The organism is Arenibacter catalasegens (assembly GCF_002909235.1).
In the GTDB taxonomy this organism is placed as follows: Bacteria; Bacteroidota; Bacteroidia; order Flavobacteriales; family Flavobacteriaceae; genus Arenibacter; species Arenibacter catalasegens.
The window spans coordinates 1-4607 of sequence record NZ_PHQQ01000061.1 but is presented as its reverse complement, the minus strand read 5'-3'; the positions used below and the strand labels follow the sequence as shown (position 1 = coordinate 4607).

Annotated in this window: 2 protein-coding genes and 1 tRNA gene; 1 reads left to right on the top strand and 2 read right to left on the bottom strand. The window is 40.0% G+C overall.

The window, feature by feature from the left end:
• Nucleotides 1-514: 514 nt before the first annotated feature.
• Nucleotides 515-585, bottom strand: a tRNA-Ala gene (locus CWD90_RS23145).
• A 114-nt stretch (nt 586-699) separates the two neighbouring features.
• On the opposite strand from CWD90_RS23145, the gene CWD90_RS22745 reads away from it, so the two are divergent.
• Nucleotides 700-1914, top strand: coding sequence for a site-specific integrase (locus CWD90_RS22745; RefSeq protein WP_103478346.1), 1215 nt, complete (start codon nt 700-702; stop codon nt 1912-1914).
• 160 nt (nt 1915-2074) lie between these two features.
• Here the strand turns inward: CWD90_RS22745 and CWD90_RS22740 are convergent, their stop codons facing one another.
• The gene (locus CWD90_RS22740; protein ID WP_103478345.1) at nt 2075-4360 is read right to left on the bottom strand and encodes a relaxase/mobilization nuclease domain-containing protein; all 2286 of its coding nucleotides are present in this window, start codon (nt 4358-4360) and stop codon (nt 2075-2077) included.
• Between the last annotated feature and the right edge of the window lie 247 nt (nt 4361-4607).

Here is a 4607-nt window from a genome sequence, read left to right as displayed (position 1 = left end):
CAGAATCGTTCAATGCAAAAATAAAAGCTTTTAGGGCACAGTTCAGGGGTGTGAAAAATGTAGAATTCTTCCTTTATAGACTAACTACAATCTTTGCATAAACACAACAATTGGTCTTGATCCCTGAATATTCTAGATGACAATAGCACGAAACGGAGCTGCAGTTTGCTATATTGATTAATACATTAGATATGCAAGTCTACTTTTTGCAAAATGCTAGAAGGCAATATTAAACGATATCAAACAGACTTATGAATCGTTAAAGTTTTAAAATAAAAAGTGAGCCCAAAGTGAGTTTTATTTCGATTTATGGGAAAATAAAAAAGCTCCCAATCTCTTGAAGCCCAATATTTATTGGTGGAGAATACCGGAGTAACTGTGTTGCTCCGCAAGATATCCAATCCTGCAAATGGTTAGGCCTATTGGTAAGGACCCTTTAAAACACGAAAGTCACTCAAATAAACTTGAGTGACTTTCCTTAGTTTTAAAACGCAAAACCAATTGCGATTGATCGTGGAGAATACCGGAGTCGAACCGGTGACCTCTTGCCTGCCAGGCACAGGATTATTGTATTTATACAATTCTAAAAATACGTAAAACATTGTATTTCAACATAATAAATTTCAAATCAATTCATATTAGACCATATAAAACATTGTTTTGAGTGCAAATTGAGTGCAAATTTTGTATCTTTAAAATATGAAAACTAACATCACGCTCTCGATGGACACGAGGCGCAAACGCAAAAATGGCACTTGTCCTATTATTTTTAGATTAAGCCATCATCGTAAAACGATAGCCATTTCTACAGGCTTTGCTGTCCCTCCCGAGTTCTGGAATAAAAAGAGTCGTGATGTAAAGAAGACTTATAAAGGTGTTTCCTCAGTTGCCCGCCTAAATAATCTCTTAATGAAAAAAAAGACGGAGTTAAGAGATGGTATAAATGCCTTAGAGGAAAACGGTCAATTGGATGGGTTAAGCATAAAGGAGCTGAAATCTACTCTGACCAAAACATCAGATTCTATCTGTTTTTTTGAATATGGCCGAAGGTTGATCGATGAAATGAAAGAGGCCAATCGTTTTGGAAATGCTCAAACCTACATAGGTGCTTTGGGCGTTTTGAAAAACTTTCACAAAAAAGAGCGTCTCCGATTTGAGGAAATGACCTATACCTATCTCAAAAGGTTTGAAACAGCTCATTTAAAAAAAGGAAACAGCATCAATGGCCTATCAACATACATGAGAACTTTCAGAGCTATTTACAACAAAGCTATTCATCAAGAATTGGTATCGGCCGATTCTTATCCTTTCAGGAAATATAAAATAAAAACTCAACCAACAGCTAAGCGGGCAATCAGTAAAGATAAAATCAAGCGTATATTGGATTTGAAATTAGAACCTGATTCTCCTTTATTCCATTCGCGTAATTATTTTCTCTGCTCATACCTCATGAACGGTATTTCCTTTATTGATATGGCATTTTTAAGAATTGATAACATAGTAGATGGTCGCATTCAATATCGCCGTCAAAAAACCGCCAGACCTTATGATATTAAGATAACGGAGCAACTGTCATCAATAATGAACCATTATTTGAAAGATAAAATTAAAACGGCTTATATATTTCCAATAATAAAACGCCATGAAATTCAAGACCAATATAAAGATGTAAGATGGGCAAGAAAGCGATATAATAAACGTCTAAAAGACATTGCTCAACTTTGTGAAATTGAAGAGAATTTAACTAGCTATGTGAGTCGTCATTCCATGGCAACAAATCTGATTCTCAATAATGTTCCAATAAATGCGCTGAGCAAAATGCTCGGACATAAGGATATTAGCACAACCGAAATATACATCAAAAATCTACCCACGCATATCATGGATGAATATCAGGAAAGATTAGAAATTTAAGTTTGAAAACATATCGTTTAAAATATTCTAAGGCAGTAAAATTACTATTCGCCTGCTTTTCGGACAATAATGATCAGGTACTATTTTTCTTTCTTCTCCCTATCCACAAAAAAGCGCCCGTCAGGGCGCAAAAATTCAATGACCGCACCCTTCAATAATGTCAAAACCCTAAACTATTCCCCTTATATTTCGAAAAATCCGTAAACTCATCCTTGAACCCGTTGAACGGTTCTTCTTCTTTATAGCCTTTACCTCCCAGTATATTTCCAAGGGCATAGACACCCTTACGTAGAATACGTGCCTGTTTGTTGGCAACCTGTTTTTGAGAAACCGAAACCAACGCTTCCTTCAACCCGTTCTGCATGTGGTGTTCCAATTGCTGCACCGGGAGATTTGGCCTTACCCCGTCCAACACAAAGAGATAGGCCGCCTTTTTATACTGCCCGCGCTCAATCAAATGTGTGGCCCAGAGACTTTTCAAATTGTCCCGCCCAGATGTTTTGATGTTCCCCAAGATTTCCGCTTGTCCTTTCATAACCATATTTAGGTCTTTTGATGATTCCAGATAGGCCTGCATTTTCGGAGCGATCGGAACACTTACCGGGTACTTCGAATATATCGACCCAACGCAAAGCCTCTCTTCCTTTCTTTCAAAATAGAAGCCTTTGGCATTGAAGAACTCTATATAATCCTTCGGGGATTTCTCGTAGGACGCCTGTTTGCGCGCTGCATATTGGCAATAGGATTTAAGGCTCATTCGTTCTAATCGTTCCCTATATTTTCTTGCCATGGCCGCATAAAGGTTCGGGAACATCAAAGGCAGGAATATCGCTGTTGGGCTTGGGCGGATCTCTTTTTCAGGTTTATCGTTCAGAAGGCCGTCCAATACTTTTTCGTTTTCTTGGATAAAACTAGGGGAAGCGTAAAAATCGATTTGTTCAGGATATTGCACCTTTCCAATATCCAATTTTACCTGATGCTTATAGGAATTCGCATAGCATAGATTGTCCCCGTTCGGTTTGGTGCCAAGGCTGTGCATAAGTTCGAAAAGCACTCCCTTTTGTTTGGGTGTTTCGAACAACTGCTTGCCGATGGCCTGCTTTATCAGTTCGGCTTTCTTGTTAAGCTCTTTTTCTTCCCTGACCGATTCCCATATATATAATTTGTCCTTTATAATATCGAACTGTTCCTGTAGCATATTGCCCATTCTTCTGTTGTCGATATGCAGGTACTTTTTTAGAAATAGAAAACGTTCCGACCTTGTTATTTCCTTGGCCAATGGTTTTACACTTAGCCTATCGATATGTTCGGAGAAAAGTAGTTTTCTCCCCGAATTTCGATAGGTCTCTTCATAGGTTTCCTTGATGCACTTTTGAAGTTCAAGTTTTAGCTGTTTACTTTCTGCATCCATCTCGGTATTTTCGGTCTTGAACTTTTCGGGGTTCTTTCGGATTGCGATATGGGGTGCGATTTCTTTGGCCTTCAGGACATAGCCCGATTTGTCATGGATGGTAAAATCCACGACTTTTTCCTCCTCGTCATATTCAGCCATGCAATCCAGTTTTTGATAGGATTCCAGGATGTCAGGAAGGTCTTCGGGGTCTATGGTCTTGAAAAGGTTATAGGTGATATCCAATTGTTTCTCCAGCCGCTTTTTGACCATCGGCAACAGTTTAGAGCTTTGATTCTGTTCGAAGACCTTTTGCAGTTTCGGGCCGCTCAATTGTGGATGGACGGTATAGCCGTTAATGAATCTTGACTTGTAGCCATCTTTTATGGCAACTCCATAAGACACTCCTATCCTACCGTTTCGCTCGACCTTCCTTAGCTCGATGTGATGTTCTTTGAGGTATCCGGCCAGTTCTGTAAAACTCCGAATCTTATACTTTTGCAAAGCGATGTTTGTGATGTCCTGTATATAGAACCTGACCCCGTTGATGTCGCGGTTCTTGAATTCAGGCATCTCGTATTTCGGGAGTTCCTTGGTCTGTTTCGTATCGGGCGACGGGGAAAGCCCGAATTCTTTTTCAAGGTATTTCTGGATGGCAATACTCCTTCTGATATCATTGGAAAGGTTTATCTGCAAACAATCTTCCTGTATGGTCGACGAGACGATATGTACGTGCTCATGTTTGGTATCGTGATGTCTTATGACAACATAGGGCTGTTCGCCATAGCCCATATGGTTCATATAGTTTTTGGAGAGTTCGAAAAAGTCGGTGTCGCTTAAATGTTCGCCACGGGGAAGGTTCAATGAGATATGAGCATACCGTTTTTCGGAATCGTGACGATTGCCCAAATGATAAAGTACCCTACCGAAAAACTTCATGTCGGTATCGGTATCGGAATACGTGTTTTGGAAACCGAGTACGGTGCTTTGGGATTTGCCCGTTACATAGTTCAGTACGCCCTGTACATTTTCCCGATATAGGATCCTGGCTATCATTCTTGGTTTTTGGCGTTGATGGTTTCTATGAGTTCGAGCATGAGCTCGCTGGCCTTTTGCACTTCCCTTTCGAGGTTCGAATTCGGACTTCGCATGTTCTTATAGTGAGCCACCTTTACCAGTTGGATACGCTAGAGCAAGCTGACCCCTCTACCTGGGGTTAAAAATGGTCAGAGAATGCATCTGCCGTTCTGTCGGATGCTGACCCCTCTACATTAAAAAAGATAGTCAAATTTTGGGTCTAGAT